Source organism: Nonomuraea antri, from assembly GCF_013283785.1.
In the GTDB taxonomy this organism is placed as follows: domain Bacteria; phylum Actinomycetota; class Actinomycetes; order Streptosporangiales; family Streptosporangiaceae; genus Nonomuraea; species Nonomuraea antri.
Map to the genome: position 1 here is coordinate 16,788 of NZ_JABCPZ010000022.1, position 24,409 is coordinate 41,196.

The following is a 24,409-nucleotide window of genomic DNA, read 5'->3' on the forward strand; positions in this document are numbered from 1 at the left end:
CCCGCGCTGACAAGTCCGGCGTGACTCCGATTGGATGACACCATGCGTTCGCCGGAACTACCCCCTACTCAACGACACGTCCTGAGCCACACGCTCGGCCACGGATCGACCACCCGGCCCCGGCTGCTCACCGCGACCGGCCTGTCGAAGCCGAGCGTCAACGACGCTGTCAGCGCGCTGGAGGGGGCCGGCTACCTGCGGCGCAACGGCAGGCACGTCCCGGCGACCGGCAAGCCCGCCGTGCTGTTCGAGGCGGCCGACGAGGTCGGCTGGGCGCTCGGCATCGATCTGGGCAGCTCCCACGTCGAGCTGATGGCCGTCGACCTGGCCGGGGGCGCGGCCACGCACGTGTCGATCGCCGAGCCCGGCGGGCCCGGCGAGACCCGGCGGCGCGAGCCGTCGGCCGAGGTCATGGAACGGGCGGCCGGGCAGCTCGCCGAGTGGTGCGAGCAACACCAGCGCAGGGACCGGCTGCGGGCGACGACGATCGCCGTGCCGCAGATCGTCCAGGCCGGCCGCCGCCAGGTGCGCGCCGCGGACGCGTACCTGGAACAGGGCGCGGTCGCCGTGCTGCTCGACGCGCTCGCCGCGCACTACGACGGCCCGGTGCGGCTGGAGAACAACGTGAACTGCTCGGCGGTGGCCGAGATGCGGATCGGGGCCGGCGCCGAGGTGCCGAGCCTGGCCTACCTGCAGCTCGGCGTCGGCGTCGGCGCCGGGCTCATCAACGAGGGACGCCTGGTCCGGGGCGCGCACGGCGCGGCGGGCGAGCTGTCGCGGTTGCCGTTCCCCTGGGCCGACGGCGCCGAGCAGGTCTCGCGCCACGCTATGGAGGACCGCCTGGCGATCTCCAGGCTGGTCGACTCCTACCGCTCGCACGCCCCCGACGTTTCCGGCGTCACGGCCGGCGAGGCGGTTCGGGCGATCCTGGCCGGCATCGCGGCCGGGTCCGCCGAGGCCAAGGCCGTGCTCGACGCGTACGTGCTGGACGTCGCCAGGGCCTGCGTCGCCCTGGCGGCCGTCATCGATCCCGACCTCGTGGTGATCGGCGGGGAGATCGGCGACGTCCCCGAGGTCGTCGCGGCGATCCAGGCCGCGGCCCGGCCGTTGCACGAGTTCGTGGCGGTGTCCGGGAGCGTCATCGGGGCGCTGGCCACCGTGCTCGGCGCGGCCATACTCAGCCTCGAACAGGCGCACACCGAGCTGCTCGGCGAATACGCCCCGCACGCCGGCCCCGCCATCGACCGCCTCAACCCCGCCGAACCGGGTCAGAACGGGTAGGTCGCCACGTCGCCCTGCATGGTGACCCACTGCGTCTCGGTGAACGCCTCGATGTTCGCCTTGGCCCCGCCGAACCGGGTGCCCGTGCCCGACGCGGCCACGCCGCCGAACGGGGCGACCGCCTCGTCGTCCACCGTCTGGTCGTTGATGTGCACGATCCCGGTCGGCACCAGGTCGGCCAGGGTCAGGCCCTTCATGACGTCCCTGGTCAGGATGCCCAGCGACAGCCCGTACTCGGAGTCGGCGGCCAGCGACGCGGCCTCCTCCAGCGACGAGAAGGTCGTCACGGGCGCGACAGGCCCGAACACCTCCTGCGCGTACGCCGGCGCCGCGACGGGCACGTCGGCCAGCACGGTGGGTCGGTAGAACAGCTCCTCGTACGTCCCGCCGGCGGCCAGCCGGGCGCCCGCCGCCACCGAGTCGGTCACCAGCCGGTGCACCCGGTCGCGCTGGTCGGCGTCGATGAGCGGGCCGAGCGCGACCTGCCCGGTGGCCGGGTCGCCGACCGGCAGGTGGTCGGCCTTGGCCGCCAGGCGTGCCACGTACTCGCTGGCCACCGCCTCGTGCACCAGGTGCCGGCCCGAGGTCATGCAGATCTGGCCCTGGTGGAAGAACGACGCCCACGCCCCGCAGGACACGGCGGGTTCGAGGTCGGCGTCGTCCAGCACGATCAGCGCCGAGTTGCCGCCCAGCTCCAGGTGCACCCGCTTGAGCAGCCGGGCCGCCGCCTCGCCGACCCGGCGGCCGGCCGCGGTGGAGCCGGTGAACGAGATGACCGGGACGTTCGGGTCGGCCACCAGCGCCTGACCGGCCTCGGCGCCGCCGGGCAGCACGTGCAGCAGGCCTTCGGGCAGCCCGGCCGCCTCGAAGACGCGCGCGATGGCGAACCCGCCGCACACGGCGGTGCGCTGGTCGGGCTTGAACACCACCGCGTTGCCCAGCGCCAGCGCCGGCGCGACCGACCTGATGCCCAGGATGAGCGGGAAGTTGAACGGCGCGATCACGCCGACCACGCCCACCGGCACCCGACGGGCGAAGCTGAGCCGCTTGCGCGCCGTGGGCAGCACCTCGCCGAGCGGCTGCGAGGCCAGCGCCGCCGCCTCGTAGCACTCCTGCGCGGCGACGTGCGTCTCGAAACCGGCCTTGCCCGGCACGGATCCGGCCTCGCGCACGATCCAGTCCTGGATCTCCTGGGCGTGCTCCTCGAACAGCCGCCCGGCCCGGCGCAGCACGGCCGCCCGCTCCTCGTACGACGTCGCGGCCCACGCCCGCTGCGCACGCCTGGCCACGGCGGCGGCGCCGGCCACGTCCTCGGCGCCCGCGGTGCCGGCCCGGCCCAGCTCGTGGCCGGTGGCCGGTTCGACGACGGGCGCGTCGCCGGCCCGCGGGGTCGTCCAGGAGCCGTCGAAGACCGAGCCGGCCCAGATCTTGGGGTCGAGGAACGTCATGGGGGTCTCTCCTCAGGGGGGTCAGGAATGGAGGTCGGGGTCCGCGGTCACGGTGACGTCGAGCAGCAGCGGCTCGGTGCGGGTGGCGAGCGTGGGCACGACCTCGTCCAGCACGGACGTCAGCTCCTCGTGCCCGCTCACCCGCCGGCCGGGGCAGCCCAGGGATCTGGCCAGCGCGCCCACGTCCACCTCGGTGAACGGCGGCCACGGGGCCTTGCCGCCGTGCCGGTCGGCCAGCCGGTCCATGACGGCGTACCTGCCGTTGGCCAGCACCACGAACAGCGCGCCCACGCGGTAGTGGGCGGCGCTCCAGAGCGCGTGCAGGCCGTACAGGGTGGAGCCGTCGCCGACGACCGCCACCACGGGACGCCCGGCCAGCGCCATGCGCAGCCCGACCGCGGCGGGCACGGCGAACCCGAGCCCGCCCATCGCCGCGGACAGGAAGCCCAGCGGGCTGCGCGCCGGGACGAGCCGGTTCAGGTCGGGCCGCGAGGACGGCGTCTCCTCGACCAGCACCACGTCGGACGGCAGCCGCAACGCCAGCTCGTGCAGCACGTGGGCGGGACGCAACGGTTCCCCTGGCCCGGGCGGCGCGGGCGGGTCCGGGGCACCAGCGCGACCGGGCCCTCGCGGGCGCGGCGGCACCAGCGCGGCCAGGCGGGCGCAGACCGCCATCGGCGGCGCGAGCAGGGCCAGCCCGGCGGGGCTGCGATGCGCCTCGGCCGGGTCGTCGGTGATCAGCGCGATCTCGGTGCCGGGCGCCACCAGCGGCCCGGGCAGGTACGAATACTGCCGGAACACCGGCGCGCCCACCGCGAGCACCACGTCGTGCCCGGCCAGCGCCGTCCGCAGCCCGGGCCGGTCGGCCGGGAGCTCGCCCACGTACTGGGGGTGGTCCTGCGGGAACCCGGCCAGCGCGCCGAACGACTCCTGCCACACCGGGCACCCGAGCCGTTCGGCCAGCGACACCAGCGGTGCCCAGCTGCCTGACGCCGCCGCCGCGCAGCCGACCACCCCGGCCCCGGCCACGATCACCGGCGACCGGGCGCCGGCCAGCAGGTCCGCCAGCGGGGCGAGGTCGTCGTCGGTGACGGCGGCGGGCCGTACCAGCCGGGCGGGCGCGGCCGGGGTCTCGCCGTCGAAGGGCGCGGCCCAGTCGTCCATGGGGACCACCACCAGTGCCGGGCCGCGTGACGTGCGTGCCTCGTGGCAGGCGCGGGCCACCGCGCCCGGCACGTCCTGGGCCCGCACCGGCAGGTCCACCCGGACCGGGTAGTCGCCGGCCAGCCCGTCGAGCCGCCCGGCCAGGAACGGCTCCAGCGCCAGGTGCCGCCGGTCCTGCTGCCCGGCCAGTACCACCAGGGGCACCCGGTTCACCCGGGCGGTGGCGATGGCGCCGACCGCGTTGCCCAGCCCGGCCGTGGTGTGCAGGACGGCCAGCGCGGGCGCGCCCCGCCCGATCGCCCACCCGGTGGCCATCCCCACCACGGAACCCTCGTGCAGGGCCAGCACGAACCGCAGGTCGTCGGGCAGCCCGACGAGCAGCGGGATCTCGGTCGAGCCCGGGTTGCAGAAGATCGTGGTCAGCCCGGTGCGCCGCAGCACCTCGAACGTCGCGTCCCTGACCGTGGTCACCGCGCCTCCCTGGCCTGCTGGATGAGCCGGTAGATCTGCCCGCGCAGCTCGCCGAAGGCCGGCAGCGACCGCGTGGTGAGCTGGTCGCGCTCGCCCGGCAGGTCGATGGTGAGGTCCTTCATCACCACGGTCGGGGACGACGACAACACGATCACCCGTTGCCCCAGGTAGACGGCCTCGTCGATGTCGTGGGTGACGAACAGCGTGGTCACGTTCAGCTCCCGCCAGAGCCGCAGGATCAGGTCCTCCAGGTCGGCCCTGGTCTGGGCGTCGACGGCGGCGAACGGCTCGTCCATGAGCAGCACCTGCGGCTCGTAGGCGATGGCGCGGGCGATCGCCACCCGCTGCTGCATGCCGCCGGACAACTGCCACGGATGGGCGTCGGCGGCCTCGGCCAGCCCGACCGCGGCCAGCGACTCCGTCACCAGCCGCGCCCGGCGCGCCGCCGGCTCACGCTTCTCCTTCAGCGGCAGCTCCACGTTCTGCCGCACGGTCATCCACGGGAACAGGCTCCTGCCGTACTCCTGGAAGACCACCGCCATGCGCGGCGGCGGCCCGGTGACCGGCTCGCCGGCCAGCCGCACCTGGCCGCCACTGGCCGGCAGCAGCCCGGCCACGCACCGCAGCAGCGTGGTCTTGCCGCACCCGGACGGCCCCACCACGCACACCAGCTCGCCCGCGCCGACGTCGAACGTGAGCGAGCGCAGGGCCTCGACGCGGCGGCCCGGGCTCTCGTACACCTTGCCCAGCGCGGAGATCTCAAGCACGGGCGGCTCCACTGCCGTGATACCAGGACAGGACCCGCCGCTCGACGCGGCGGAAGAGCAGCGACAACCCCAGGCCGAGCAGCCCGAGCAGCAGGATGCCGCTCCACATCTCGGCGATCTCGAACTGCCGCTGGAACAGCACGATCGTGAACCCGAGCCCGCTGGAGCTGGCGAACATCTCGCTGATGACCATGAGGATGATCCCGATCGACAGCGCCTGCCGCAGCCCGGCCATGATCTGCGGGCTGGCCCCGCGCAACACGAACCTGCGCAGCCTGGACGCTCCGCGCACGCCGTACATGCGGCAGGTGTCGGACAGCACCTCGTCCAGCGCGCGCACGCCCTCGACGGTGTTGAGCAGGATCGGCCACACGCAGCCCGACACGATGACCAGCACCTTCATCGGCGTGTCGATGCCCGCCAGCAGCATGATCAACGGAACCAGCACCGGCGGCGGTATCGCGCGGAAGAACTCCAGCACCGGCTCCAGCGTCGCCCGCAGCCGCGGTGACAACCCGATCGGCACCCCGAGCCCGACGCCGACCAGCCCGGCCACCGCGTACCCGGCCAGCAGCCGCAGCAGGCTCGGCAGCACGTCGTCGAGCAGCCGCCGGGAGAACCAGGTGCCGGCGAACGCCCGCGCCACCCGGTCGGGCCCGGGCAGGTAGAACGACAGGCCGCCGACCAGCCACCACAGCAGCACCAGCAGCACGGGCAGCCCGGCGGCGGCGAGCACGGCCCGCCACGACAGGCGCGGCCTTCCGCGGGTCACCCTCATCTCGCCGCCTCGGAGCGCACCGCCGGATGCCAGGCCAGCACCCGCCGCTCCAGCAGCCGCACGGCCGCGTTCACCACGATGCCCACCACCCCGGCCAGTACGACCAGCGCGTAGACGGCGTCGATGGACCCGCTGTTCTGCGCCACCTGGATCTCCGCGCCGATCCCCGGGCTGCCGATCACCAGCTCGGCCGTGACCGCCAGGATGAACGCCACCGCGGCCGCCAGCCGCAGCCCGGTCATCACGTACGGCAGCGCGCTCGGCCACACCAGGTGCCGTACCCGTGACCAGGCGGACAGCCCGTAGGCCCGGGCGGTGTCGTCGGCCACCGCGTCCACGGCGGCCACGCCGTACAGGACCTGGATGAGCACCTGCCAGAACGCGGCGTAGACCACCAGCAGCAGCGTCGAGCCGATCGACGGCCCGTACAGCAGCGTGGCCAGCGGCACCAGCGCCACCGACGGGATGGGCCGCAGGAACTCGATCGTGGAGCGCGTGGCCGCGCGCAGCCCGGGGACGATCCCGATGATCACCCCGGCCACCACGGCCAGGCAGAACGCCAGCGCCAGCCCCACGGCCCAGCCGAGCATGGTCTCGCCGAGCGCGATCCACAGGTCGGCCGTGCCCAGGTCGGCGGCGAGGCGGCCGAGCACGGCCGAGGCGGGCGGCAGGAACCGCTCGTCCACCAGCCCGGCACGCGGCACCACTTCGAGCACCGCCAGCAGCCCGGCCAGGCCGCCCAGCCCGTACAGCACCCGTCCGGGCGCGATCGGCCGCCGTGGTCTCACGGCACCAGCGCCGAGACGTCGATCTTCTCCTTCAGCACCCCGTCGGCCAGCGCCAGGTCGGCCACGGTCTGCACGGAGGCCTTGTTCACCGCGGCCGGCCACTTGGGCAGGTTGATCTTCGCGATCACCTCGGGCGCGATCTTCGTGTACGTCTTGAGAATCTCCCTGACCTCGTCGGGATGCGTGTCGGCGTACTCCAGCGACTTGCGCATGGCGGCGGTGAACCGCTTGGTCAGGCCCTCGTCGGTCTTGCCGGTGGTGAAGTACATGGCCACGGTCAGGTCGGGCGCGGCGTCGGCGAAGTTCCAGGCCACCGGGCGCGCCCCCTGGCTGATCGCCTGGCTGACGAACGGCTCGACCACCCAGATCGCGTCGACCCGGCCGTTCTGCAGGGCGGCGGGCGCGTCGGGGAAGGGCAGTTCGACGAAGTCGATGCGGGTCGGATCGCCGCCGGCGTTGCGTACCGAGGCGCGCACGGTGGTGTCGCCGATGTTCTTGAGCTGGTTGACCGAGATCTTCCTGCCCGCCAGGTCCTTGGCCGTCTTGATCGGGCTGTCCGGTTTCACCAGCACCGCGCTGAAGTCCTTGCCCTGCTGCCCGGTCGAGGAGACGCCGTTGGAGACCACCTTCACGTCGAGCCCCTGCTGCTTGGCGGTCAGCAGTGAGGTGGTGTTGGCGAAGGCGAACTGGAACTGCCCGCTGACCGCGCCGGAGATGCTGGCCGCGCCGCCCGCCACGGGGGTGATCGTCAGGTCGATGCCCTGCTCGGCGAAGAAGCCCTTGGCCTTGCCCAGGTGGATCGGAGCGGTGTCGACGATCGCGATCACGCCGGCGTTCACCTTGTCCTTGCCCGCCTGCCCTTGTCCTTGCTGCCCGGACCCGCAGGCGGCGACGAGCAGGAGCGCGGCGGTGATCACGAGAGTGCGACGCATCATCCACTCCAATTTGTTCGCGATGCGCACAGATATTCTCTGGACGAACAGCCCCGTATGGCGGAAACTACGCCTCTGGTGGCCTATGTCAAGGGATCTCCATGGTTGATCACGTCCAGTCGCTGGCCCGGGGCCTCGCCGTGATCCGGGCGTTCAGCGCCGCCGAGCCCGAGCTCACGCTCAGCCAGGTCGCCCGCATCACCGGCCTGACCAGGGCGGCGGCCCGGCGGTTCCTGCTCACGCTGGCCGACCTCGGCTACGTGCGCAGCGACGGCCGGCTGTTCGCGCTCACGCCGCGGGTGCTGGAGCTCGGCTACGCCTACCTGTCCAGCCTGTCGCTGCCCGAGGTGGCCGACCCGCACCTGGAACGGCTGGCCGCCGAGGTGCGTGAGTCGGCCTCGGTCGCGGTGCTCGACGGCGCGGACGTCGTCTACGTGGCCCGCGTCGCCACCGCCCGCATCATGCGCGTCTCGATCAGCATCGGCACCCGGTTCCCCGCCTACTGCACCTCGATGGGCCGGGTGCTGCTGGCCGCGCTGTCCGCCGGGGAGTTCGACGACTACCTGGAACGGGCCGAGCCGCGCAGGCTCACCTCCAGGACCATCGTGCTGCCCGCCGCGCTGCGGGCCGAGGTGGCCCGGGTGCGCGCCCAGGGCTGGGCCATGGTGGACCAGGAGCTGGAGGAGGGGCTGCGCTCGATCGCGGCCCCCGTCCGCGACCGGTCGGGACGCACGGTCGCCGCGGTGAACGTCTCCACGCATGCCAGCAGGACCAGCCTGCAGCAGGTCAGGCGCGACCTGCTGCCGCCGCTGCTGGCCACGGCCGCCAGGATCGAAGCCGACCTGGCGGCCCTGTCGGTGGCCCGCGCCTGATCGGTCAGCGGTTGCGGTAGCGGTCGGTGGCGTCCCTGGTGGCCCGGATCGCCGCGTCGGCCGTGTCGTACGTGCGCTGCGCCAGCCCGACGAAGATGCAGTCGACGATCAGTAACTGGCTGATCCTGCTGGCCAGCGCCCCGGGACGGAACGCGGTCTCCCGCCCGGCCGACACCAGTGTGTGATCGGCCAGCTCGGCCAGCGACGAACGCGGGTTGTTGGTGATCGCCACCAGCAGCGCCCCGGCCTCGGCCGCGGTGCGGGCCGGGACCAGCACGTCCGGCGTCTCGCCGCTGCAGCTGATCGCCACCACCACGTCGGTGTCCTTGAGCAGCGCCGCGCTGGTGAGCGCCAGGTGCGCGTCGCTGAACGGGTGGCTGGACAGGCCGATCCGCAGCAGCTTCTGCGACATGTCGGCGGCGACCAGGCCCGAGGCGGCCACGCCGTAGACGTCCACGCGGCGGGCGGCGGCGATGGCGCGCACCACCTCGCCCAGCCGGTCCGGGTCGAGCTGCGCGGCGGTGTCGGCCAGGGCCTCGGACTCGGCCCTGGCCACCTTGGCGATCACGTCGGTCAGCGGGTCGTCCGGGGCCAGGTCGCCGGGGACCAGGCGTTCCGGCTCCTTGGCCACGGCCGCGGCCAGCGCGAAACGCATCTGTGAGTAACCGGCGAAGCCCAGCGCCCTGGCGGTGCGTACGATCGTCGCCTCGCTGGTGCCGGACACCGCGCTGAACTCGGTGATCGTGCTCCTGACCACCAGGCCGGGATCGTCCAGGATGATCCGGGCGATGGCCTGGGCGGCGGGGGTGAGCGAGGGCAGCACCGCGCGCACGGTGGCGACCGGGTTCGCCGGCTCGGTCGCCCGCGCGGCGGGTTCCGCGGCCTGCCCGTCGGCGCCAGCGCCGCCGCGTGCCCGAGTCATCGGGTGAGCCGTTCCGCCGCGGCCTGGGCCGAGGTGCGGGAGAGTCCGTGCGTGGCGAGGTGGGCGGCGCCGGCGGGCGTGTCGGGGACGCCGGTGTCGACCACGATCACGTCCGGCCGCTGCCGCACCGCCCGCGCCACCGTCTCGCGCACCCACGCGTGGCGTGCCGCGTCGTGCACCACCAGCACGACCGGCCGTGGCTCGGCGCCGAGGTCGAGCCCGGCGGCGGGGTCCTGGCCGTCGAGGCGCAGCCGGGTGGTGCCGGGCAGCAGCGCGGTCAGCGCGGCGGTGATGCCGGTCGGCGTGGCCGGGTCGATGGCCTGGTTGAGCCGCGTGTTCACCTCGACCACCAGCGGCGGCTCGGCCAGCGTGGCCGCGCCGGTGACGGTCAGCGCGGCCCTGGCCGCCTCCAGGCCGGCGCCGGGGTCGGCGTCCGCGACGGCCTTCTCGCGCAGCGTGGCGTGCTCGGCGTACCAGCCGGCCAGCGCCCGAACCCGCTCGGCGGCCTGCGCCAGCCGCTCCTCGGCCAGCCGCCCGGAGCGCACCGCGGCCACGATCGCGTCGCGCAGCTCGTGCAGGCCGTGCTCGTCGACGAGCCCGGCGCAGATCGCGTCGGCCCCGGCGGCGAGCGCGCGCACCGCGATCTCGCCCGGCGGGTACTGGGCGGCCACGGCGCGCATCTCGATCGCGTCCGTGACGAGCATGCCGTCGAAGCCGAGCTCGTCCCTGAGCAACCCGGTCAGCACGGCGCCGCTCAGTGTCGCGGGCAGCTCGGGGTCGAGCGCGGGCACCAGCAGGTGGCCGCACATGATGGCGCGCACCCCGGCGGCGACGGCGGCGCGGAACGGCGGCAGGTCGCGCTCGGCCAGCACCTCGCGTGAGGCGTGCACGGTGGGCAGCGCCAGGTGGGAGTCGGTGATCGTGTCGCCGTGACCGGGGAAGTGCTTGGCGCAGGCGGCGACGCCCGCGCCCTGCGTGCCCCGCACGTACGCGACCGTGTGACGGGAGACCAGCTCGGGATCGGGCCCGAACGAGCGGATGCCGATGACGGGGTTGGCGGGGTTGGCGTTCACGTCGACGGCGGGCGCGTAGTTGAGCGTGATGTCGTGTTCGGCGAGCATTCTGGCGATCTGCCGGGCCACCCGCTCGGTGAGGTTCACGTCGTCGGCCACGCCCAGCGCGCGGTTGCCGGGGAAGGAGCTGCCGGTGGTCGCCTCCAGCCGGGTGACCGCGCCGCCTTCCTCGTCGATGGCGAGCACCACGTCCGGGCTTTCCGCCCGCATCTGGGCGATGAGCTGGTCGTTCGGGAAGTTGCGTGCGAACAGCACGGCGCCGCCGAGCCCCTCGCCAAGGGCTCGGCGCAGCCAGTCGGGGGCGGTGGTTCCCTCGAAGCCAGGCTGAAGCACCGCCATGGCGAGTTGGTACAGGTCAGGCGACATTCGGCATTTTCCTTCACAGTTGTTGATCTGAAGGTAATTTTCTGCCATCGTCGCCCTCGACACAACCACTTCCGAGAGGCCACCCCCCATGCCGAGCAGAAGGACTCTCCTGAAGGGTCTCGCCCTCGCCGCCGCCGCTACCGCCGTCCCGCTGCCCGCCTTCGCGGCCGACGGCTACATCCCGCCGCTGCGCCAGATGCGCGGCATGTGGATCGCGTCGGTGGTCAACATCAACTGGCCGTCGAAGCCCGGGCTCACCGCCGAGCAGCAGAAGGCCGAATACCTGGCGTGGCTCGACGTGGCGGTCGCGCGCAAGCTGAACTCGGTGTTCGTGCAGATCAGGCCGACCGCGGACGCGTTCTGGCCGTCGCCGTTCGAGCCGTGGTCGCAGTACCTGACCGGCACCCAGGGCCAGGACCCCGGCTACGACCCGCTCGGATTCGCCGTCGAGGAGACGCACAAGCGCGGCCTGGCCTTCCACGCCTGGTTCAACCCGTACCGGGTGTCGATGCAGGCCGACCCGGCCAAGCTGCACCCCGACCACCCCGGGCGCAAGAACCCCGACTGGATCCTGCCGTTCGGCGGCAAGCTCTACTACAACCCGGGCATGCCCGAGGTACGCAAGTTCTGCCAGGACGCCATGATGGACGCGGTCACCCGCTACGACATCGACGGCCTGCACTTCGACGACTACTTCTACCCGACCAACACCACGGCCTTCGACGACGCCGAGGAGTTCGCCAAGTACGGCGCCGGCTTCCCCGACCTGGCCGCCTGGCGGCGCAACAACGTGGACCTGATGGTCCAGGAGATGCAGCAGCGCGTGCTGGCCGAGAAGCCGGAGATCGCCTGGGGCATCAGCCCGTCCGGCATCTGGCGCAACAAGGGCACCGACCCGATCGGCTCCGAGACCAACGGCGGCCAGTCGTACGACAACCTGCACGCCGACACCCGCGGCTGGGTCAAGAAGGGCTGGCTCGACTACATCGCGCCGCAGCTCTACTGGTACATCGGCCAGCCCCCGGCCGACTACTCCAAGCTCGTGCCGTGGTGGTCGGACGTGGCCAAGGGCACGAACACGCTGCTGTGGATCGGCCAGGCCGCCTACAAGGCGGGCGACCCGGCGCAGACCGTACCGCAGTGGCACGACCCGGCGGAGCTGTCCAAGCACCTGTTCCTCAACCGGAACCACCCGGAGATCAGCGGCGACATCTGGTACAACGCCAACGACGTCAAGGTCGACAGGATCACCTCGATCACCACCGCCGTCAACGACCACTACCAGCGGCCGGCGCTCGCGCCCGTGCTGCCCAGGCTCGCCGGCGGGGAGCCGCCCAGGCGTCCGGTGCTGGCCTACGCGCTGCGCCGCGGCGACGGCGTGCACGTGCGCGCGGTGGCCACCGGCAGGGACGAGCCGTTCCAGTTCGCGATCTTCCGCCTGGCCGACCACGCCCGCCCCGGCGCCTTCGACGACGCGCGTAACCTGGTCGCGGTCGTGCCCGGCGACCGGCACGTGACCTGGGTCGACCCCGAGGGCAAGCGCGGCGACCACTACTACGTGGTGGCGGTCGACCGGGCCAACCGCACCAGCCGTCCCAGCAACGGCTTCCGCGTGATCTGAGGAGTGTGATGCGGGTTCTCGGCCTGATCTCCGGCACCTCGCACGACGGCATCGACAGCGCCGTCGTCGACTGGTCGCTCGACGGCGGCGTGCTCACCGGCAGGCTGGAACATGCCGGCGAGCGGCCGTACGAGCCGGGGCTGCGGGCCCGCATCGCGGCGGCGCTGCCGCCAGGACGGGTGGACCTGGGCGAGGTGTGCGCCCTGGACACGCTCATCGGCCAGGCGTTCGCCGAGGCCGCGCTGGCCGCACCGGAAGCGGACCTGATCTGCTCGCACGGGCAGACGCTGTTCCACTGGGTCGAGGACGGGCAGGTCAGGGGCACGCTGCAGCTCGGGCAGCCGGCCTGGATCGCCGAGCGCACCGGCGTGCCGGTCGTCTCGGACGTCCGGGCCCGCGACGTGGCGGCCGGCGGGCAGGGCGCGCCCCTGGTGTCGTACCTGGACCTGCTGCTCATGGCCGGGCTGCCGGGCCGCACCGGCGCGCTGAACCTGGGCGGCATCGCCAACCTGACCGTGCGCGAGCCCGCGCTCGCCTACGACACCGGGCCCGCGTGCGCGCTCATCGACGCCGCCGCGCCGCCGTACGACGAGGACGGCGCGCTCGGCGCGGCGGGCACGGTGAACGAGAGCCTGCTGCGCGAACTGCTGGCCGAGCCCTACTACGCGATGAAGCCGCCGAAGAGCACCGGGAAAGAGCTGTTCACCCCCGGCTACGTGACCGCGGACCTGCCCCAGGCCGACCTCGTGGCCACGCTGACCGCGCTGACCGCCGAGACCGTGGCCGCCGAGGTGCGCGGACACGGGCTCGACACGGTGATCGTCTCCGGCGGCGGCAGCAGGAACCCCACGTTGATGGGCATGCTGCGCGCGCGTGCGTCGCAGGCTCACTTCAGAACCAGCGACGAGCTCGGTGTGCCGTCGGACGCCAAGGAGGCGATCGCCTTCTCGCTGTTCGGCTGGCTCACCGCGCACGGACTTCCCGCGACCGTGCCCGCCTGCACCGGCGCTTCTGGCGCGCGGGTGCTGGGCACGGTGACACCGGGCTCCGGGCCGTTGACGCTGCCGGAACCCCTCGCCGAAGCCCCGGTCGCGATCCGCTTCCTATGAGGCCCTGCGGCCGGCCGCCGACGGCGCCTCGGCCGAAGTGCCCGACCGCTGTGGTGGAACCACCGGGGTCGGACGCACCAGACCGAGCGCGACGACCTCGTTGGCCAGTCGGGTGCGCCGGTTGGTGCCCTCAGGAATGCGGAACTTCTGATAGAGCCGCAGCAGGTGTTGCTTGACCGCGGCCTCGGTCACGACCAGGTCATCGGCGATCTCGCGGGCGGTCGCCGGTGCGACGAACGCCTCGTCGGACAGCGCCGGCCGGCAGAGCGAGGTCAGCACGTCGACCTCGCGCCTGGTCAGCTCGGGCGCGGCGGCCCGGCGCAGTTCGACCTCAGGGGTGAAGTCCTCTCGGGGGACTCCACCGATGCGACCCCGCGCCGCGCCGAAGGAAACGACGTCGCCGTCGTCAAGGACCCTCCGGGCGATCGGCCTGCCGTTCACCCGTGTGCCGTTGCGGGACAGGCCCAAGTCAACGACGTACAGGTAGGGTCCTCGTCTGACGAACTCGGCATGGAGTCGAGACACGCTCGGGTCGGTGAGCCGGATGTCAACACCCCGGCCTCTGCCGACCGTCGTGATCTCGGGGCGCAACGGGACCACCTCGCCGGTGTCCTCGATGCGTATGAACGGCCCCTCCACGGCAGTTCCTCCCCAGGTAGCCCGCCGTAACTATTACTACAGCTCCGGCTTACCCAAACGAGGGGATGCGGAATCGCCTTTGCCATAAGGAGAATCCCGCGTGAAATTGGTCTGGACCTTTGCGGACGGTTTTGCCTGCTCACGGGTAGACTTCGGACGAAGATAAGCGGAGGAATCACTCATGGCGGACAAGCCCACGAAAGGCCTCGCCGATGTCGTAGCCGCGTCCACAGCGCTGAGCGACATTGACGGCAAGGCCGGTCGCCTCTTCTATCGCGGATACGACATCCACGATCTGGCCGGCCGAGCGACGTTCGAAGAGACCGCGTACCTGCTGCAGCACGGCAAGCTGCCGAACCGCGAGGAGCTGGCCGCGTACGGCGCCGACCTGGCCCGCGGCCGCGAGCTGGGGGCCCTCGTCGCGCAGAACGTGGCGGAGATCGCCGAGAAGCAGAAACCGATGGAGGCGTTGCGCTCGCTGGTCTCGCTGTCCGGCGCCGACGACCCGGACAAGGACTCCATCGCCCCCGACGCCAACCTGCGCAAGGCCGCGCGCCTGGTCGCGCAGCAGCCCGTGCTCGTCGCCCTCTACCACGCCGCGCGCACCGGCGGCAGCGTCCCTGCCCCCGACCCCGGGCTCAGCATCGCGGGCAACTTCCTCCTGCAGGTCACCGGCCGCGTCCCGGCCAAGCGGGAGATCGAGATCTTCGACGAGTGCCTGGTGCTGCACGCCGACCACACGATGAACGCCTCCACGTTCGCCGCCCGCGTCTGCGCCGCGACCCTGTCCGACATGCACTCGGCCATCGTCGCCGCCATCGGCACGCTCAAGGGCCCCCTGCACGGCGGCGCGAACGAGCAGGTCATGAAGACGCTGGAGTCGATCTCCCCGAGCGGCGTGGCCCAGGCGGTCAGGGACAAGCTCGCGGCCGGCGAGAAGATCATGGGCTTCGGCCACCGCGTGTACAAGACCGAGGACCCGCGCGCCACACACCTGCGCAGGATGTCCGCCGAACTGGCCGAGTCCACCGGCGATGACACCTACTATCGGATGTCCAAGGAAATGGAAGAGGTCGTCCTGGAGACGAAGGGCCTCTACCCGAACGTAGACTTCTTCGCCGCGTCGGTTTACCACTACCTCGGCATCCCGACCGACCTGTTCACCCCGGTCTTCTCGATCAGCCGCATGTCCGGCTGGACCGCTCATGTGATCGAGCAGCACGCCGACAACCGGCTGATCCGCCCGGACAGCGAGTACATCGGCGAGCGCGACCAGAAGTGGAAGCCCATAGACGAGAGATGAGCCAGGAGCACTCCAAAGGCGAACGCTGGGGACCGTACCCGCTGATACTGGCGGGTGCGGTCATCGGCGTGCTCGTCATGATCCTGCTGGACCCGCGGTGGGGCGGGTTCGTGCTCGGCGGTCTCGTCATGATCGCGGCCGCGCTCCGGTTCTCCGGATTCACCGGCCAGCTTGTCGTACGGAGCAAGAAGACCGACGTGATCACGCTCGGCTTGTTCGGGTTCATCCTGGTCCTGACCTCGCTCCTGCTCGGCAACGCCGGGCTCAAGCAGCTGATCATGTCCCTTTTCGCCCGTTGACATGGGCGTCCGATAGCCTCAAGCCATCAATTCATTGAAGGGGAACCATTCGCATGCCCAAGATCAAGGTGGAGAATCCCGTCGTCGAGCTTGACGGCGACGAGATGACCCGGATCATCTGGCAGTTCATCAAGGACCAGCTGATCCTTCCCTATCTCGACGTCGACCTGAAGTACTACGACCTCGGCATCGAGCACCGCGACGCCACGGACGACCAGGTCACCATCGACTCCGCGAACGCCATCAAGAAGTACGGCGTCGGTGTGAAGTGCGCCACCATCACCCCGGACGAGGCGCGGGTCGAGGAGTTCGGTCTCAAGAAGATGTGGAAGTCCCCGAACGGGACCATCCGCAACATCCTCGGCGGCGTCATCTTCCGCGAGCCGATCATCATGTCGAACGTGCCGCGGCTCGTACCCGGCTGGACCAAGCCGATCGTCGTCGGCCGTCACGCCTTCGGCGACCAGTACCGCGCCACCGACCTCAAGGTCCCCGGCGAGGGCACGCTGACCCTCACCTACACGCCGAAGGACGGCTCCGAGCCGATCGAGCTCGACGTGTACGACTTCCCCGGCGGCGGCGTCGCGATGGCGATGTACAACCTGGACGAGTCGATCCGCGACTTCGCCCGCGCCTCCATGCGTTACGGCCTGGCCCGCAACTACCCGGTCTACCTCTCCACGAAGAACACGATCCTCAAGGCCTACGACGGCCGCTTCAAGGACATCTTCGCCGAGGTCTACGAGAGCGAGTTCAAGGCCGAGTTCGAGGCCGCCGGCATCTCCTACGAGCACCGCCTCATCGACGACATGGTCGCCGCCGCGCTCAAGTGGGAGGGCGGCTACGTCTGGGCCTGCAAGAACTACGACGGCGACGTGCAGTCCGACACCGTCGCGCAGGGCTTCGGCTCGCTCGGCCTGATGACCTCCGTGCTCATGACCCCCGACGGCCGCACCGTCGAGGCCGAGGCCGCGCACGGCACGGTCACCCGCCACTACCGCGAGCACCAGAAGGGCAACCCCACCTCCACGAACCCGATCGCCTCGATCTTCGCGTGGACGCGTGGCCTGGCCCACCGCGGCAAGCTCGACAACACCCCGGCGGTGACGGAGTTCGCGAACACGCTGGAGCAGGTCTGCGTCGAGACCGTCGAGAGCGGCCAGATGACCAAGGACCTCGCGCTCCTGGTCGGCGGCGACGCCAAGTGGCTCACCACCCAGGACTTCCTGGCGGCGATCGACGAGAACCTGAAGAAGAAGATGTCCGTCTGATCGACGCTGACGGCCTCTACCTCCGGTCGCACCGACACCTCCGGTCGCACCGAACGGTAGGGGCCGTTTCGCATGTCGGCCGTGACCTATATGCTCCGGCGACATGTCAACGTCACCCACGTCGCTCGACATGGCCCTCGCCCTGCTGCGTGAGGGCCGGCTGGTCGACGCCGAGCAGGTCATGATGCGGGAACTCCAGACCGTCGAGGAGAAGTACGGCTCAGGCAGCCCCGAGTGGGCGTCGGTGCAGTGCGACCTCGGTAACGTCCTGCTCAACGCGGACCAGCCGGCCAGGGCGGTCGAGTGTTACCGTGCCGCCTGCTCCGGCCCGGCGCCCCAGGACCCCGAGGCGCGCAAGGACCGCCTGACGTACCAGATGAACCTCGGCATGGTGCTGGCCTCGATCGGGCGGCTGGACGAGGCGGAATCGGAACTGCGTGCCAACGTGGGTGAACGGCTCGCCTTCTACGGTCGCGAGCACGCCGGTTACGCGTTCGGCCTGGAGCCGCTGGCCGAGGTGCTGCTCAGGCGCGGCGACCTGCGCGCGGCCCGCGAGAGCGTCGAGGAGGCGATCCAGAACTTCTGGCACAACGGGCACGAGCGGATCGCCGCCGCGCTGGCGCTGCGGGCCAGGATCGTGACGGCCGCCGGCGGCGGTGAACCCGCCTTCGTCGCGCTGGAGCAGTTGCCTGACGAGATCGTCGAAGGGGTGGCCCTCGCCGTGCTCAGCAGGGCCGGCGAGCACCCGGAGACGGACGGCGCCGTGTTGTCCCTGCTGGCCGAGGCCATGGAAGCCCGGCTGGGCCCCGACCACCAGACGACGCTCAACGCGCTCTCCATGCTGGCCAACGTCGGCGGGAACGGCGACGGGGCCGACCGCGTCGCGGCGATCAGGAAGGTGCTCGCCTCCTACCGCAGGCAAGGCAGGGCGGAGGAAGCGCTCATGGCCGGGCTCGGCCTGGCCATGGCCCAGTGCGACACCGGTGACCTCGACGGCGCGCTCCGGACGTACGCCGAGGCCCTGGACTGGGCGCGCAGCCTGGGCAGGGCCGACCTGGTCGCCCAGGTGCTGCGCAACTGGGGGCTGGCGCTGTCGGAGGCGGATCGGCCGGCCGAGGCGGAGCAGCGCCTGCGCGAGGCGCTGTCCGATGCCGAACGCAGCGGCGACCAGGAATTGCTCGGCCGCGTACGCATCGCGCTCGGCCTGTTCCTGCAGCACCAGAACCGGCTGGCAGAAGCCCGCCAGGTCGTGGAGGCCGGGCTGGGCGCACTCGACGCGGCGCACCCCGACGCGCTCGTGGGACGCAGCCACCTGGGCGCGATCATGGAAGGCCGCTCGTGCGGCTGCGGCGACCTGCCCGCGGTGGTCGCCGAGGCGTTCAAGGAGTTCGTCCTGAGCAGGCTGCCTCAGGATCTGCTCGCCGATCTCGGCGTGGACATCGAGGACGGCGACTTCGCGGTCAGCGTCGAACTGCGGCGCGAGCCCACCGAGGACGAACTCGACCAGCTGAACCGGGTGATCCAGAGCGCCACCGCCGAGTTCCGCCGCCGCCTCACCACGAGGTGACATCAGGGTCGCCCGCGGGTGGCCCTTTTCGCTTCTCCAGACCATCTCTTGCCTTGTCAGGCGGCGTGGCGGAGTTGATCTGCTGGGTAGGAGCCCCACGTAGGTACGCAAAGTGCGCTATCTGCCGCGGCCCGCCGAACGCGGGCCGTTCGAACAGTCGTAGCGTCTCGGGGGGTTCGGATGCGACTGCGTATTGCGAGTGGGGTGGGGTTGGTCGCGGTCGCTGCGATCGTCGCGGGGTGCGGGTCGCAGGCCGACACCGCCAAGCAGGCGGCCACCGCCAAGGCCAACGCCGCGCTCAAGCTCAAGCAGGCCAGGGCGGCCAAGGTAGCGGCCGCGGCGAAGGTCAAGGCCAACGAGCTCGGCCAGATCCCGGTGCTGATGTTCCACCGGATCATCCCGAATCCGGGCACCAACGACGACAGGACGCCGCAGCAGTTCCGCGCCGACCTGGAGCGGCTGGTCAAGGACGGGTACGTGCCGATCACCGCGTCCGAGCTGGTGACCGGCAAGATCGGCATCCCGGCGGGCAAGCACCCGGTGGTCCTGACCTTCGACGACTCGTCGCCGTCGCAGCTCACGCTGACCGGCACCGGCGAGCCCGCGCCGGACACCGCGGTGGCGATCCTGCGTGAGGTGGCCGCGAAGAATCCCGGCTTCCGCCCGGTCGCGACGTTCTACGTGACCAGGGACATGTTCGGCAAGAGCGTGCCTGAGGAGCAGGCGCAGATGCTGCTCTGGCTGAAGAACAACGGCTTCGACATCGGCAACCACACGCGGGACCACCACGACCTGCGTACGCGCTCGGAGAAGGAGGTCAGCGAGCAGATCGGCTCGATCGCCAAGCAGATCGACGACCTCAGCAAGATCAAGCCCGACTCCATCGCGCTGCCGTACGGCAACCAGCCGCGCAAGAAGCGACTGGCCGCCGAGGGCAAGAACTACCACCACGCCGGGGTGTTCCTGGCCGGCTACACGCCCGCGCCGTCGCCGTTCAGCAAGGCCTTCGACCCGCTGGGCATCCCGCGCATCAAGGCCATGGAGAAGAAGGGCGACTGCGCCCAGTTCTGCTCCATCGCCTGGCTGGACTGGCTGAAGGCCAACCCGGACATGCGGTACACCTCGGACGGCGACCTGTCGACGGTCGCGTACCCGAAGTTCAAGAACCCGTACCTGCGCCCGGCCTTCGCCAAGTGGAACCTGCAGTACTGACTAGCGGACGGCGCCGAGGATCACCGACTGCTCGACCGGCTGCAGCGGCAGGTCGACCGCGCCGCTGAGGTTCAGGTCCAGCAGGGTGGCCTGGCCGGTGGCCAGGTTCAGCAGGTGGTGCCCCGGCTCGTCGGCGCGGTCGCTGGTGCGGAGCAGGAGCGTGTTCTCGTCCGTCCAGCGCACGATCTGCCTGGCCCGCCAGCCGCCGGGCAGCGGCACGGTGCGGCGCGTGCGTCCGGTGTCCGGGTCGACGAGGACGATGCCGCGGCCGGTCACGGCGGTGGGGGTGAGGTCGTCCGCGATCGTGGCCAGGGTGGCGCCCGCCGGTGACGGCACGGAACGCCAGGCCAGGTTGCCCGGCAGCGCGTACCGGCCGACGACCGCGCCTTGCGGCGAGTAGACGGTGAACTCGGCCGTGGTGGTGTGCCCGGGGCGATCGTCGGTACGCCGCTCCGTCATCAGGACGAGGCCCTTCGCGGTCCAGCCGACCACCCGGTCCGCCGCGGGCAGGCGGCGGACGACGCCGCGCTCGACGTCCACGATGACCGGGTCCCGCAGGACGACCTCGACCTCCTCGTCCAGGTCGTCGAGGCGGATGAGCAGGTGGCGGCCGTCGCGGGAGAACAGCGGCGGCTGGGCGCCGAACAGCTCGCCGACCGATTCGCCCGCCGTGACCGGGAGCGGCTTGACGGTGTTCGCGGCCAGGTCGTGCAGCACGAACCGGCCGTCCGCCTTGCGCGGGTAGGCGGCCCTGGTGCCGTCGTGGCTGAGCGCGAGCGGGGTGTCCTGCGCGCCGTGCGGCAGCCAGGAGTGCCGGCCGTCGGACGAGACCACGATCCAGTGCGTGCACGGATCGGCGTCGCCCTGACATGAGGGCACGTAGGCGTAGCGGACGGGAGGCAGCGGGCCGTCCGCCCGGGTGGTCGTGACCAGTGGCGCCGTCAGGGCGGGGGCCTGCGTCGGTGCGGTCGTCGCGGTGGTGACGAAGCGCGGCGGTGGCGGCGGCTCGAAGAGCGGTTGCACGACCCAGGCCGCCGCCAGTGCGGCCAGTGCGATCCCGGGGAGCCAGAGGCGTGACCGTCTCATGTGATCCTGCCGAACACCGGCTGCTGGAGGTCGTCGGGCAGGCCCTCGACCCGGCTCGACCGGCCGGTCTCCAGGTCGACGAGGTGGTAGACGCCCCGGTCGTCGTCGTCCGGTTCGATCTCGATCAGGAGTCGCCCGTCCGCGGCCCAGCCCAGGGGCCGAGGTACGTCGTAGTGCCTGGGCGCCTTGAGCGGCACCCGGCCGCCGATCCTGCCGGTGCGCGCGTCCATGGTCATCACCTCGTCCCCGGTGACGACGGCCAGCGACCGGCCGTCCGGCGTGGCGCGCACGTGCAGCGTGGGGTCGAACGGCACCCGGGTGCGCACGGCGCCGCGGTGGTCGAGCGTGAGCAGTTCGACGTCCGGCGCGCCGGTCAGGGCCAGGTGCCCGGTGGCGCCCACGACGCCGTCGGGTCCGACGCCGAACACCCGCACGACACCGGGCAGGCGGGTGCGGACTCCGGCCGCCGTGTCGATCAGCTCGGCCCCGGACGGGGAGACCAGCGCCGCGTATCTCCCGTCGTGGGAGAGCACGGGCTCGGGCACGTCCGCGTCGGCCAGCGGCCCGGTCAGGTCGCGCACCCACCTGCCGACCGGGTCGGTCAGCACGAGACGGCCGGTGGCGGCGTCGAGGTAGGCGAGGCGGCGGCCGTCGCCGCTGACGGCCAGCGGCGCCGGCCGGCCCATGCCCGCCTCGCCCGGCAGGTGCATCCTGGCCCCGGGCAGCGGGATCGGCGACTCCGCCGACAGGTAGACGTCCCAGGTGCGCGCGGCCGGGTTCAGGTCGGCCAGCCGCAGCGACGCGTCGGCGGGGACGACGCTCCGCAGGCGGGCGGCGTCGCTCTGCGCCTTCGTGACGACGTCCGGAGCCGGCTGCCAGACCGACAGCGCCAGCGCCAGGGCCAACGCCAGTGCCGGCGCGAGGACGAACGGCGCCCGCCAGGGCGGCCGCTCGGTCAGCACCGGCTGGAGCGCGGCGAACCAGATCACCAGAGGCAGGACGTAGGCGAAGAGCAGCGTGACCACGGTGGGCGGCGTGGGCAGGCCGCTCAGCGGCGCGATCCACAGGGCGAGCACCGCGCCGGCGCCCATCAGCGCGCGGGCGGATCGCGAGCGCATGGCCAGCTCCGCGTCCACCAGGTCGGCGGGACCCGCCGCGAGCGGCCGCGTGCGCAACCCGTTGAGCAGCGCCATGACGATCAGCAGCGTCACGAGCGTGGCGACCGCCCACATCCGCTCGGCGACCGGCACCTCGGTATGGAAGGAACGCACGACCGCGCGCAACGCGACGGCGCAAGAAACAATGGCGGACAACCGCCACAACCAGGTCAGCGGTACCGGCACGAGATTCACCGCGAGCGGCCGGCGGAAACGAACGCGGTCGGCGCGGGGAAAGACGATTTCGGCCAGGACCACGCCGGCGAGCCAGCCGGCCAGCGGCGCGACCGGGCCGATGGTCCAGGTGTCACGGACGGCGGCGGCCAGCGCGATCGCCACGCCCGTCGCCGCGCCCACGACCCGGAATTGCCGCGTGATCAGCAGCTGCCGCAGGATCTTCGCCCCGTTGAACGCGGTGAGGACGATCCGGTGCTGCCGCGTGAAACGGCGCACGCTCATCCGGTCGACGGAACCCCGTACCGCTGCGCTAATCAGCGGAACAAGCGCCACGGAGAGCGCCAGAATCACGACCGACAACAGCAAGCCGCTTTCTTCACGCTGGGAAAAGTAGCAGAATGCTCAAACGTGTGACAGGGGGACACGAGTGAATTCCGGTGTGGAATGGGCGCAAATCCCGGTTGAAGAGCGTCCTCTTTCCCGAGACGACCTTCGCCGCTTACGCGTGACGATCGGCCTGTGCCTGCTCGCGTTGTGGTTCGCCGGCGGGCTGTGGCAGAGCGGAGTCTTCGTGCCTCATCTGTCGCAGCAGTCGGCCACCGGCATGTTCGGACGTCCGGAGCAGGACGAGGCCGGCCGCCGGCGCGGCGAGAGCGTCGAGGTGTACGCGCGCTTCGCCAACGACGGCTGGCTGCCGGTCACGATCACCGGCGTGGCCGCCGACACCGGATACACGATGCGCACGGTGCGGTTCGAGGACGGACGCGGCTTCCCCCGCACGCTCGCCCCGGGCGAGGACGTGCGGCTCCAGCTCGGCCTGGTCTTCACCGACTGCCTGACCGGCCCCGACGACTCGTTCGTGTTCACCTTCGAGGTCGACCACTGGTGGGGCAGGACGAGCGTCGCCGCCCCGCCCGCGAGCGCCGACGCCGACAGCATCTCGGCGCCCTGCGGGCCGTGACGTCATTTCGCCGGGCGGGTGGTGAACGAGATGCCCGCCCTGCGCAGCCGGTCGATGAGCGGCCGGCCCATGGCCGAGGCCGTGGTGAGCTGCCCCGCCCGGTCGGGCACGTCGTCGAAGGCCAGGCAGAGCGCGGACTCGGCGAGCATCTTGGCCGTCTCGTCGTAGCCGGGGTCGCCGCCGGCCACCTCGGTGACCACGCGCCGCCCGCCGCCCTGGCCGAGGAAGGTCACCTTGAACCAGTTCCTGGCCCGCCGCTCCGGCGACGGTCCCTCGCCGGGTTTGACCTGGTCGGAGATCCACGCGCGGGCCCGCGGGATCTGGGCCAGCGCCGCCAGCGCGCCCGAGCCCGCCACCACGGCCAGCGCCTGGGGCAGCCGCCTGACCGCGTAGTGCTGCCGGTAGGTGAAGTCCGGGCCGTAGCGGTCGAGCAGGCGGGCCGAGTGGCCGACGATGCGCGGGTCGATCGTGGGCATCGGCAGCGCCCAGCCGCCGACGTACCGCAGGCCGCCGGGGCCTGAGCTGATCTCGCGGTCCGCCGGCCGGGGCTCGGCGGAGCGGCGCTGCGTGGCCTGCTCCATCGTCTGACGGGCGCGGGACATGATGGTCAGCACGGAGGCCAGCGTGCCGCCCGACACCCGCCCGTTCACCCGCAGGAACCCGCTGACCGTGAGCGGCACGCCGGTGGGCAGCTGCTCGACGGTGTGCAGCACGCCCAGGTCGTAGGGGATGGAGTCGAAGCCGCAGGCGTGCAGCAGCTTCGCGCCGCTCCTGACCGCCCGGTCGTGGTGGCGGACGTAGACCAGGTCCACGAACTCGCTCTCGCCGGTCAGGTCCAGGTAGTGCGTGCCGGCCTCGGCGCAGGCGGCCACCAGCGGCTCGCCGTGGAGCACGTACGGGCCGACGGTCGTGACGAGCACGCGGGTCTGCCGGACGAGTTCGGCCAGCGAGCCGGGATCGGCCGCGTCGGCGTGCAGGATCGGCACGTCCAGGCCGAGAGACTCCAGCTTGGCGCGGTTGCGGCCGGCCACCGCCCAGCGCACGCCCGGACCCGCGGCCCTGGCGAGGTAGGCGGCGGTGAGCGCGCCGGTGAAACCGCTGGCTCCGAAGAGCACGATGTCGTAAGGGCGGTCCATGATCCGAGA

The 24,409-nt window shown here is 72.0% G+C and carries 22 protein-coding genes; 10 read left to right on the forward strand and 12 right to left on the reverse strand.

The window, feature by feature from the left end:
• Window positions 1-42: 42 nt before the first annotated feature.
• Window positions 43-1,281, forward strand: a complete 1,239-nt coding sequence (locus HII36_RS10325; protein WP_173522880.1) for an ROK family transcriptional regulator — start codon at window positions 43-45, stop codon at window positions 1,279-1,281.
• Here the strand turns inward: HII36_RS10325 and HII36_RS10330 are convergent.
• The 6 genes from HII36_RS10330 to HII36_RS10355 are packed head-to-tail and all read right to left on the reverse strand — an operon-like array spanning window position 1,269 to window position 7,632.
• A complete protein-coding gene (locus tag HII36_RS10330; RefSeq protein ID WP_173522881.1) occupies window positions 1,269-2,729 on the reverse strand; it encodes a benzaldehyde dehydrogenase in 1,461 nt (486 codons plus the stop codon). The genes HII36_RS10325 and HII36_RS10330 overlap by 13 nt on opposite strands.
• Before the next feature lie 21 nt (window positions 2,730-2,750).
• On the reverse strand, window positions 2,751-4,364 hold the full coding sequence (locus HII36_RS10335) for a thiamine pyrophosphate-dependent enzyme (protein WP_173522882.1): 1,614 nt from the start codon (window positions 4,362-4,364) through the stop codon (window positions 2,751-2,753).
• Window positions 4,361-5,131, reverse strand: a complete 771-nt coding sequence (locus HII36_RS10340) for an ABC transporter ATP-binding protein (RefSeq protein ID WP_173522883.1) — start codon at window positions 5,129-5,131, stop codon at window positions 4,361-4,363. Before HII36_RS10340 ends, HII36_RS10335 begins: the two co-directional genes overlap by 4 nt.
• Window positions 5,124-5,909 (reverse strand): ABC transporter permease, encoded by a 786-nt coding sequence (locus tag HII36_RS10345; protein WP_173522884.1) that lies wholly within the window; start codon window positions 5,907-5,909, stop codon window positions 5,124-5,126. Before HII36_RS10345 ends, HII36_RS10340 begins: the two co-directional genes overlap by 8 nt.
• Window positions 5,906-6,697 (reverse strand): ABC transporter permease, encoded by a 792-nt coding sequence (locus tag HII36_RS10350; protein WP_328807673.1) that lies wholly within the window; start codon window positions 6,695-6,697, stop codon window positions 5,906-5,908. Before HII36_RS10350 ends, HII36_RS10345 begins: the two co-directional genes overlap by 4 nt.
• A complete protein-coding gene (locus HII36_RS10355) occupies window positions 6,694-7,632 on the reverse strand; it encodes an ABC transporter substrate-binding protein (protein WP_217369364.1) in 939 nt (312 codons plus the stop codon). Before HII36_RS10355 ends, HII36_RS10350 begins: the two co-directional genes overlap by 4 nt.
• 98 nt (window positions 7,633-7,730) lie before the next feature.
• On the opposite strand from HII36_RS10355, the gene HII36_RS10360 reads away from it, so the two are divergent.
• Window positions 7,731-8,501: an IclR family transcriptional regulator domain-containing protein gene (locus HII36_RS10360; protein ID WP_173522885.1), complete on the forward strand. Its 771-nt coding sequence runs from the start codon at window positions 7,731-7,733 to the stop codon at window positions 8,499-8,501.
• A gap of 4 nt (window positions 8,502-8,505) precedes the next feature.
• On the opposite strand, the gene HII36_RS10365 is transcribed toward HII36_RS10360, so the two are convergent.
• Together HII36_RS10365 and HII36_RS10370 are read right to left on the reverse strand one after the other, a co-directional pair.
• On the reverse strand, window positions 8,506-9,423 hold the full coding sequence (locus tag HII36_RS10365) for a MurR/RpiR family transcriptional regulator (RefSeq protein ID WP_236003362.1): 918 nt from the start codon (window positions 9,421-9,423) through the stop codon (window positions 8,506-8,508).
• Window positions 9,420-10,862 (reverse strand): glycoside hydrolase family 3 protein, encoded by a 1,443-nt coding sequence (locus HII36_RS10370; protein WP_173522886.1) that lies wholly within the window; start codon window positions 10,860-10,862, stop codon window positions 9,420-9,422. The genes HII36_RS10365 and HII36_RS10370 overlap by 4 nt, the downstream gene beginning before the upstream one ends.
• A gap of 88 nt (window positions 10,863-10,950) precedes the next feature.
• On the opposite strand from HII36_RS10370, the gene HII36_RS10375 reads away from it, so the two are divergent.
• Window positions 10,951-12,483 carry a glycoside hydrolase family 10 protein gene (locus tag HII36_RS10375; protein ID WP_173522887.1) on the forward strand — a complete coding sequence of 511 codons (1,533 nt, stop codon included), beginning with the start codon at window positions 10,951-10,953 and terminating at the stop codon, window positions 12,481-12,483.
• Window positions 12,484-12,491: 8 nt separating this feature from the next.
• Window positions 12,492-13,592 carry an anhydro-N-acetylmuramic acid kinase gene (locus HII36_RS10380; protein WP_173522888.1) on the forward strand — a complete coding sequence of 367 codons (1,101 nt, stop codon included), beginning with the start codon at window positions 12,492-12,494 and terminating at the stop codon, window positions 13,590-13,592.
• Here HII36_RS10380 and HII36_RS10385 read toward each other — a convergent pair.
• Window positions 13,587-14,231, reverse strand: a complete 645-nt coding sequence (locus HII36_RS10385) for an FHA domain-containing protein (protein WP_173522889.1) — start codon at window positions 14,229-14,231, stop codon at window positions 13,587-13,589. The two genes, HII36_RS10380 and HII36_RS10385, sit on opposite strands and share 6 nt — an antisense overlap.
• Before the next feature lie 181 nt (window positions 14,232-14,412).
• On the opposite strand from HII36_RS10385, the gene HII36_RS10390 reads away from it, so the two are divergent.
• The 5 genes from HII36_RS10390 to HII36_RS10410 all read left to right on the forward strand — a co-directional run bounded on the left by HII36_RS10390 (window position 14,413) and on the right by HII36_RS10410 (window position 19,883).
• Complete coding sequence (locus tag HII36_RS10390; protein WP_173522890.1) at window positions 14,413-15,534, forward strand: citrate/2-methylcitrate synthase; 1,122 nt, start codon at window positions 14,413-14,415, stop codon at window positions 15,532-15,534.
• On the forward strand, window positions 15,531-15,833 hold the full coding sequence (locus HII36_RS10395) for a DUF3017 domain-containing protein (RefSeq protein WP_173522891.1): 303 nt from the start codon (window positions 15,531-15,533) through the stop codon (window positions 15,831-15,833). The genes HII36_RS10390 and HII36_RS10395 overlap by 4 nt, the downstream gene beginning before the upstream one ends.
• A gap of 53 nt (window positions 15,834-15,886) precedes the next feature.
• The gene (locus HII36_RS10400) at window positions 15,887-17,104 is read left to right on the forward strand and encodes an NADP-dependent isocitrate dehydrogenase (protein ID WP_173522892.1); all 1,218 of its coding nucleotides are present in this window, start codon (window positions 15,887-15,889) and stop codon (window positions 17,102-17,104) included.
• A gap of 103 nt (window positions 17,105-17,207) precedes the next feature.
• Window positions 17,208-18,671 carry a tetratricopeptide repeat protein gene (locus tag HII36_RS10405; protein ID WP_173522893.1) on the forward strand — a complete coding sequence of 488 codons (1,464 nt, stop codon included), beginning with the start codon at window positions 17,208-17,210 and terminating at the stop codon, window positions 18,669-18,671.
• A gap of 204 nt (window positions 18,672-18,875) precedes the next feature.
• On the forward strand, window positions 18,876-19,883 hold the full coding sequence (locus HII36_RS10410; RefSeq protein ID WP_328807674.1) for a polysaccharide deacetylase family protein: 1,008 nt from the start codon (window positions 18,876-18,878) through the stop codon (window positions 19,881-19,883).
• On the opposite strand, the gene HII36_RS10415 is transcribed toward HII36_RS10410, so the two are convergent.
• Both HII36_RS10415 and HII36_RS10420 read right to left on the reverse strand, forming a co-directional pair.
• Entirely contained in the window at window positions 19,884-20,969 is a 1,086-nt protein-coding gene (locus HII36_RS10415; protein ID WP_173522895.1) for a hypothetical protein, read from the reverse strand.
• A complete protein-coding gene (locus HII36_RS10420; RefSeq protein ID WP_173522896.1) occupies window positions 20,966-22,585 on the reverse strand; it encodes a lactonase family protein in 1,620 nt (539 codons plus the stop codon). Before HII36_RS10420 ends, HII36_RS10415 begins: the two co-directional genes overlap by 4 nt.
• A gap of 223 nt (window positions 22,586-22,808) precedes the next feature.
• Between HII36_RS10420 and HII36_RS10425 the strand changes: the two genes are divergently transcribed.
• Window positions 22,809-23,264 carry a hypothetical protein gene (locus tag HII36_RS10425; protein ID WP_173522897.1) on the forward strand — a complete coding sequence of 152 codons (456 nt, stop codon included), beginning with the start codon at window positions 22,809-22,811 and terminating at the stop codon, window positions 23,262-23,264.
• Window positions 23,265-23,266: 2 nt separating this feature from the next.
• Here the strand turns inward: HII36_RS10425 and HII36_RS10430 are convergent, their stop codons facing one another.
• Window positions 23,267-24,400 carry a saccharopine dehydrogenase family protein gene (locus HII36_RS10430; RefSeq protein ID WP_173522898.1) on the reverse strand — a complete coding sequence of 378 codons (1,134 nt, stop codon included), beginning with the start codon at window positions 24,398-24,400 and terminating at the stop codon, window positions 23,267-23,269.
• Window positions 24,401-24,409 lie beyond the last annotated feature (9 nt).

Bases quoted from the DNA above. Each gene is read 5' to 3' on its own strand.
- HII36_RS10370 (WP_173522886.1), bottom strand. From the start codon at position 10,862: ATGTCGCCTGACCTGTACCAACTCGCCATGGCGGTGCTTCAGCCTGGC.
- HII36_RS10415 (WP_173522895.1), bottom strand. From the start codon at position 20,969: ATGAGACGGTCACGCCTCTGGCTCCCCGGGATCGCACTGGCCGCACTG.
- HII36_RS10355 (WP_217369364.1), bottom strand. From the start codon at position 7,632: ATGATGCGTCGCACTCTCGTGATCACCGCCGCGCTCCTGCTCGTCGCC.
- HII36_RS10400 (WP_173522892.1), top strand. From the start codon at position 15,887: ATGCCCAAGATCAAGGTGGAGAATCCCGTCGTCGAGCTTGACGGCGAC.
- HII36_RS10395 (WP_173522891.1), top strand. From the start codon at position 15,531: ATGAGCCAGGAGCACTCCAAAGGCGAACGCTGGGGACCGTACCCGCTG.
- HII36_RS10405 (WP_173522893.1), top strand. From the start codon at position 17,208: ATGTCAACGTCACCCACGTCGCTCGACATGGCCCTCGCCCTGCTGCGT.
- HII36_RS10330 (WP_173522881.1), bottom strand. From the start codon at position 2,729: ATGACGTTCCTCGACCCCAAGATCTGGGCCGGCTCGGTCTTCGACGGC.
- HII36_RS10365 (WP_236003362.1), bottom strand. From the start codon at position 9,423: ATGACTCGGGCACGCGGCGGCGCTGGCGCCGACGGGCAGGCCGCGGAA.
- HII36_RS10390 (WP_173522890.1), top strand. From the start codon at position 14,413: ATGGCGGACAAGCCCACGAAAGGCCTCGCCGATGTCGTAGCCGCGTCC.
- HII36_RS10345 (WP_173522884.1), bottom strand. From the start codon at position 5,909: ATGAGGGTGACCCGCGGAAGGCCGCGCCTGTCGTGGCGGGCCGTGCTC.
- HII36_RS10325 (WP_173522880.1), top strand. From the start codon at position 43: ATGCGTTCGCCGGAACTACCCCCTACTCAACGACACGTCCTGAGCCAC.
- HII36_RS10420 (WP_173522896.1), bottom strand. From the start codon at position 22,585: ATGAGCGTGCGCCGTTTCACGCGGCAGCACCGGATCGTCCTCACCGCG.
- HII36_RS10430 (WP_173522898.1), bottom strand. From the start codon at position 24,400: ATGGACCGCCCTTACGACATCGTGCTCTTCGGAGCCAGCGGTTTCACC.
- HII36_RS10380 (WP_173522888.1), top strand. From the start codon at position 12,492: ATGCGGGTTCTCGGCCTGATCTCCGGCACCTCGCACGACGGCATCGAC.
- HII36_RS10375 (WP_173522887.1), top strand. From the start codon at position 10,951: ATGCCGAGCAGAAGGACTCTCCTGAAGGGTCTCGCCCTCGCCGCCGCC.
- HII36_RS10360 (WP_173522885.1), top strand. From the start codon at position 7,731: ATGGTTGATCACGTCCAGTCGCTGGCCCGGGGCCTCGCCGTGATCCGG.